Source organism: Roseomonas aerilata DSM 19363 (assembly GCF_000711725.1).
In the GTDB taxonomy this organism is placed as follows: Bacteria; Pseudomonadota; Alphaproteobacteria; order Acetobacterales; family Acetobacteraceae; genus Roseomonas; species Roseomonas aerilata.
The window spans coordinates 1-5,811 of sequence record NZ_JONP01000102.1 but is presented as its reverse complement, the minus strand read 5'-3'; the positions used below and the strand labels follow the sequence as shown (position 1 = coordinate 5,811).

Here is a 5,811-nt window from a genome sequence, read left to right as displayed (position 1 = left end):
AAAGTGGCCGTAGATCACGCCGTGCGCCGAGAGGAACCGCTGGGCCTGCTCAGCCGACTTGAAGCGCTGCATCTGCCGCTCTCGCCGTCGGCTCCGCCAGGATCAGTTCCACGTCCCGTAAGCTCAGGCTGAACACATGGTAGAGCCAAACGGCATGGCTGGTGATCTCCGCCGGAAAGCGGTACCCCGGGTAGGTAGAAGGGTCTGAGGTCATCCAGGCAGACTGCCCCGGCTCGCTCCTACCAGCCACGCCCCATCAACTTGCCAATGCCGCCCCGAATGGTGTGCTGGACCGCCCGCTACAGGGCCCAGTGCAGGTGGGCCTGCCCCTCGGCGGAAGTGGCGAAGGTAATCAGCACGTCACCACGGTCAGAGGCGTGGCTCTCGAGCTGGGCGGTGTAGTAGCCGATCTCCTCCTCACTGCCGGGCCGGCCCAGGCCGTTCGCGTAGAGGCTGGCCACGAAGTCGTGGTCGTTCTGCGCTCCGTGCATCGCCACGAACTCGACCGAGCTCTCGAAGGCGTCGCCCAGCTCGGACAGCGTGGCGCCGGCCTTCAGGTTACCGGCGTGGTAGAGGAGGCCCTCCGTCTCGGCGTCGCGGCCAAAGGCGGTCTCGTAGGTGGCGCGGATCAGGCCGATGTTCTTGTCCGGCACGAAGACGCCGGCCGAGGTCATGCCGCTCCAGTGCGCCTGCGCCTCTGGCGAGTCCGCTACAGTGGCCAGCACCTGAGCCCGTGAGGCACCACCGGCGAGCAGCTCGGTGAAGTAGGCGAAGCCGTCCGCCTCGGCTTCGCGGCCCAGCAGGCTGCGGTACAGTCCGCTTACGAACTGCGCGTCCGTCTCGACCGCGTGGCCCGCCCGGTATTCGGCGCTCTCGAGAAAGGCGGTCGCGGCCTGCAGCTTGTCCAGCCCGCCCCCGCTCTCGTGCGCCCAGTAGCTCAGGCCTTCATGGTCGCTCACCCGTTCCAGCAAGCCGCCATAGAGCCGCGTCAGATAGGCCGCGTCGCTGTTGGGGGCGAAGCTGATGGTCCCATCGGCCAATGCGATCTGCGTCCTACCGGGCGCCGGCGCGAGCAGGTCGCCATCCGCCAGCCGCGCCGCCAGCTCGGTCGAGGTGAGTCCCTCAGTGAGATGGGAGCCGCCACCCCCCGTCGGCTCCACCGGAATGCTGCGGGCGCCGATCGGGCCCGTTGCCGCGCCGATGACCGTCTCCGCAGCGCCGTGCCCGTCGGTGTAGTTCGCCACCAGCCGCAGGCTATGGCCGATGTCGTCGCGCGTCGTCGTGTAGGTTGCGCCCGTCGCCCCGCCAATATCGGCATAGCCGCCGTCGCCGCTGCGCTGCCAGCGAAGGGTCACGGCCCCCATACCATCCTCATCGGTGAGGCTGCTGCCGCCGCTCAGCACCTCTCCACGGACCAACAGGCCGACGATCGTCACCTCCCCGGTGGGAAGGTTGTTCAGGGCGGCGGTCGGAAGGGTGCCGGCGCTGGCAACGCTCTCCCGCGTGCCATGGCCATCGGTGTAGGAGGCGACGACCTGCACACGATGTCCCACATCGGCATCCGCCAGCGTGAGGGTCGCGCCGGTGGCGCCAGCAATGTCGGCGTAATGTCCCTGGCCATCGTCGCGCTGCCACTGGTAGGTGACGCTGCCAAGCCCGTCCGCATCCGCCAGCGTGTTGCCCGCGGTCAACACCGAGCCCCGCACGGCGCTGCCGGCGATCGTGACTCCTCCGTTGGGCGCGTCGTTCACGTTGGTGGTCAGCGCGGTCGCCGCGCTGGCGACGCTCTCCTGCGTCCCATGCCCGTCGGTGTAGGAGGCCACCACCTGCACGCGGTGCCCCACGTCGGCCTCGGCAAGCGTATAGGTCGCCGCCGTCGCCCCGCTGATGTTGGCGAAGCCGCCCTGGCCATCGTCGCGCTGCCACTGGTAGGCGACGCTGCCGAGCCCGTCCGCATCCGCCAGCGTGTTGCCCGCGGTCAGCACCGATCCCTGCTGGGCGCTGCCGGCGATCGTGACCCCCCCGTTGGGCGCGTCGTTCACGTTGGTGGTCAGCGCGGTCGCCGCGCTGGCGACGCTCTCCTGCGTCCCATGCCCGTCGGTGTAGGAGGCCACCACCTGCACGCGGTGCCCCACATCGGCCTCCGTCAGCGTGAGGGTCGCGCCGGTGGCGCCGCTGATGTCGACGAAGGCGCCCTGGCCGTCGTCGCGTTGCCACTGGTAGGTGATGCTGCCAAGCCCGTCCGCATCCGCCAGCGTGTTGGCCGCCGTCAGCACCGCGCCCTGCGTCGCCCCGCCGGCGATCGTGACCCCCCCGGTGGGCGCGTCGTTCACGTTGGCGGTCAGCGCGGTGGCGGCACTGGTAACGCTCTCCAGCGTCCCATGCCCGTCGGTGTAGGAGGCTACCACTTGCAGCCGGTGGCCCACATCGGCCTCGGTCAGCGTGAGGGTCGCGCCGGTCGCACCGCTAATGTCTGCAAAGCCGCCCTGCCCGTCGTCGCGCTGCCACTGATAGCCGACACTGCCAAGCCCGTCCGCGTCGGTCAGCGTGCCCGCCGTCGCCGTCAGCACCGATCCATGTTGGGCGCTTCCACTGATCTCTGGTGCGCCCGTCGGCAGATTGTTCGAGGGATTGGTCGTCGTCAGCGAGCCACCTTGGATGAAGACGAAGCTGTCCACCGATGTGTCGCCTGCATCGGCCACGGCAAACTTGATGTGGTTCACCTGATTCGGCAGCACCGTAACACTGGCCTTCAACACCACTGACAACGACTCGATATTGTTGTCGAGGGACTGGACCGCGTAACCGGTCGGGTTCGCGTTGCCCTGCGCCACCTTGTAAAGATTTTTGTTGGCAGCGTGCGCGAAGTTGGAAAGGGCGACCGCCGCCCCATCCCCCGGCAGAAGCGCGACGTTCTGACCGTTTACGAAGATGCCGAAGCCGTCATTGTAGCTCGGCGAGTTCGGATATTCCGAGGTGGAGTACACGTAGCTGAAATAGACGGTCGTGGCGTTACCGGGATTGAAGTCGAAGGAGAGAGCTGCCGTGTCGTAGGTGTTGCCGCCGCTCACGAGGTTCAGATCGGCATCGCCCGCACCGTTAAAACCCGTGCTCAGCTCAGTCGGCGCCTGCGGGTCGGCCACCCTCGACGCGTTGCCGGAGGAGAGGATGACGCCGGTGTCGATCCCGATCCCGCTCGTCCCGCCCGCATCGACGCCACCCGCCGAGAGGCCGCCGGTGAAGGTGCCGGTCTGGAGCGCCGAGCCGGTATAGGTGATGTTTGAGATGGTGACGCCCGCGCCGACCAGCGCCTGGGCAAGTGTCTCGGCCGTAAGGCCGCCGCTGATCGCCAATGCCATAACTATATACTCCCTGAGAGTGGCCCATGTTCTCCGGTGACCGACTGTGGCGGGCCGGTCTGCTCAGATGATTGGGCCGCCTTCAACGCGCGATGATCACGAAAAAGTGTTATCGAAGGATTGCCGGTAACTCAAGTCGTTCTCCGCCGCCGCTTTCCACGCATCGGAGGTCCCACTTCGCCACAAGCAACCGCGTCGACAGCCCTGCTACGCCCCGGGCGCGCGCTCTTGCCGGTTCTGACATTGGAAAAGATCACCAGCGTGGCGTCTGAGGCGTCGCGCGTGATGTCCGGTCTCTTTCGCCTAAAGGCGAGCCAAGCCTCGAATTCGGCCAGCGCGCAGAAGCCCCTCTCCTCCGGGTTGGCCCAGACAGCGACCTCTTGGCCAGCGCCGCGCTGGTCAGTCTCGAAGCGGCGGACGAGCACATGTCCGGCAGCCGCAGGCCGTCCAGCAGACGGGTGTGCAGCCCCACAGTGTCGGTTGCAGAGGCCGGCCGGGGCGGGGCAGGGGGAGCGTCGTCGGGCATGCGCGAGAGGGACGCGCCCCGTTCCGTCCGGAAATGGGGATTAGCGGACGGAACGCTGCAGCCCGTTACGGGACGCAGCGCTGGCTCCCTGAGAAGTACGAAAAACCCAGCAAAACCGAGCTTTCCTCAGGAGTTACTCACGATAATCCTCTACTCTTGTGCCCGAGGGGGGAGCAGTGGCGTTTACCGCAATACATGGCTGCCGCAGGGCGAACTCTGAACTGACACTCGCACAAGTACGGCGCGTCTCGCGTTGATGAAGGGACTGACCTCCTTACGCTGTGAACTGGTAGCGCTGCAGGCGTTCCAACCAATGCTGGACAGGGTGCAAGTTCGGCTATCGGGGCGGTGGGTCTGGCTGATAGCACGTGCCTTGGCGAAGCGCGGGTCTGTTCCTAGTCTGCTTGAACGTTTAACTGTTGCGTTCCAGTCACTTTTGCGCGCCCGATCCAGCCCTGACGACTTTGTAAAGCCACAGAAGTTCAAGCAGAGGCTTGTTGTGGATACAGATCATGCATGGCCATCTCCTTGCCAGACTTGGTGACTGTTAGTCAGCCAGAAGCGCTCGACCAGAGTGGTCGCTCCTTCCCTGTGCTGCGGGAGGAGGAGGCCCGTCTCACGACCCTTGCCGCCTACGAGCTGGAGCATGCCCCGACCGAGCCGGACCTTCAGCACATCGCCGCCTTAGCGGCCGACCTGTTCCAGGCGCCGATTGCCTTGGTGTCGCTGGTTGCCCATGAGCGCCAGTTCTTCAGGGGGCAGGTCGGGCTGGAGGCGCCGGGAACCCCGCGAGATGTCTCCTTCTGTGCGCACGCCATCATGGGCGATGAGGTGTTCGTCGTCCCCGATGCCACCCTTGATCCACGCTTTTGCGACAATCCCCTGGTCACCGGCGAGCCGGGCATCCGCTTCTATGCAGGCGCTCCGCTGGTAAGTCCGCTGGGCGATCACCGGCTGGGCTCGCTCTGCGTCATCGACAGGGTGCCGCGTCCCCCGCTGACCGCACGCGAGTGCCGGCTGCTCGCCGCCCTCGCCGGACTGGGGATGGATCGCCTGGAACGCCACAGGCTGGAGATCCAGTTGCGGTCGACGCTGGCCCGCTTCGAAAGCATGGCCGCGGCGACGCAGAACGCTGTGGTTTGCGTCGGTGCCGATCATCGAATGTCCTTCTGGAACGCAGCCGCTGAGAGGTTGCTGGGCTGGTCCGCGGCCAACGCCATCGGCCAGGACTTCAGCCTGATCATTCCGGACCGGCTGCGCGCCGCGCATGAGGCTGGCTTTACGCGCGTCCTGGCCGCCAGCGAGGGAAGCCCGTACCCGGGGCGTACGGTTGAGTTGCCGGCCTTGCGCCGGGACGGGAGAGAGCTTCCGGCCGAGGTGACGCTCTCGGCCTGGCGGGAGGATGGCCGCCAGGTCTTCGGCGCCACGATCCGCGATATCAGTGCCCGGCAGCGCGCGCAGGCCGAGCTGCTTCACCTGGCGCACCACGATCCGCTGACCGGCCTGGCAAACCGGGGCCGTTTCACCGAGGTGGTAGGTCACCACTTGGAGGAAGGCGCGCCGGCCGGTCTCGTGCTGCTGGGCCTCGATGGCTTCAAACAGGTCAACGGGCATTGGCAAGTTAATGGGGCGTGGCTGGTAGGAGCGAGCCGGGGCAGTCTGCCTGGATGACCTCAGACCCTTCTACCTACGCTGGGTACCGCTTTCCGGCGGAGATCATCAGCCATGCCGTTTGGCTCTACCATGTGTTCAGCCTGAGCTTACGGGACGTGGAACTGATCCTGGCGGAGCGGGGCGTCACCGTCACCCATGAGAGCATCCGGAACTGGTGCCGCAAGTTCGGTTCGGAGTTCGCCTATAAGCTACGGCGACGCCGGCCGAGGCCGGGTGACACTTGGCACCTCGATGAGGTGTTTCTGCGCATCA

Annotated in this window: 2 protein-coding genes and 2 pseudogenes; 2 read left to right on the top strand and 2 right to left on the bottom strand. The window is 66.5% G+C overall.

Going from position 1 to position 5,811, the window contains the following annotated elements; translation table 11 throughout:
- Positions 1–91: 91 nt before the first annotated feature.
- Both BO39_RS34800 and BO39_RS30730 read right to left on the bottom strand, forming a co-directional pair.
- Positions 92–214: pseudogene (locus tag BO39_RS34800) on the bottom strand (IS6 family transposase); the annotation flags it as partial.
- A gap of 85 nt (positions 215–299) precedes the next feature.
- Positions 300–3,359, bottom strand: a complete 3,060-nt coding sequence (locus BO39_RS30730) for a choice-of-anchor L domain-containing protein (protein ID WP_052403014.1) — start codon at positions 3,357–3,359, stop codon at positions 300–302.
- Positions 3,360–4,401: 1,042 nt separating this feature from the next.
- Between BO39_RS30730 and BO39_RS28880 the strand changes: the two genes are divergently transcribed.
- Both BO39_RS28880 and BO39_RS28875 read left to right on the top strand, forming a co-directional pair.
- Entirely contained in the window at positions 4,402–5,556 is a 1,155-nt protein-coding gene (locus BO39_RS28880) for a PAS domain S-box protein (protein ID WP_084698666.1), read from the top strand.
- A pseudogene (locus tag BO39_RS28875) lies at positions 5,553–5,811 on the top strand (IS6 family transposase); the annotation flags it as partial. The gene BO39_RS28880 and the pseudogene BO39_RS28875, both read left to right, overlap by 4 nt.

Coding starts and splice junctions, on each gene's coding strand:
- BO39_RS30730 (WP_052403014.1), bottom strand. CDS start 3,359: ATGGCATTGGCGATCAGCGGCGGCCTTACGGCCGAGACACTTGCCCAG.
- BO39_RS28880 (WP_084698666.1), top strand. CDS start 4,402: ATGGCCATCTCCTTGCCAGACTTGGTGACTGTTAGTCAGCCAGAAGCG.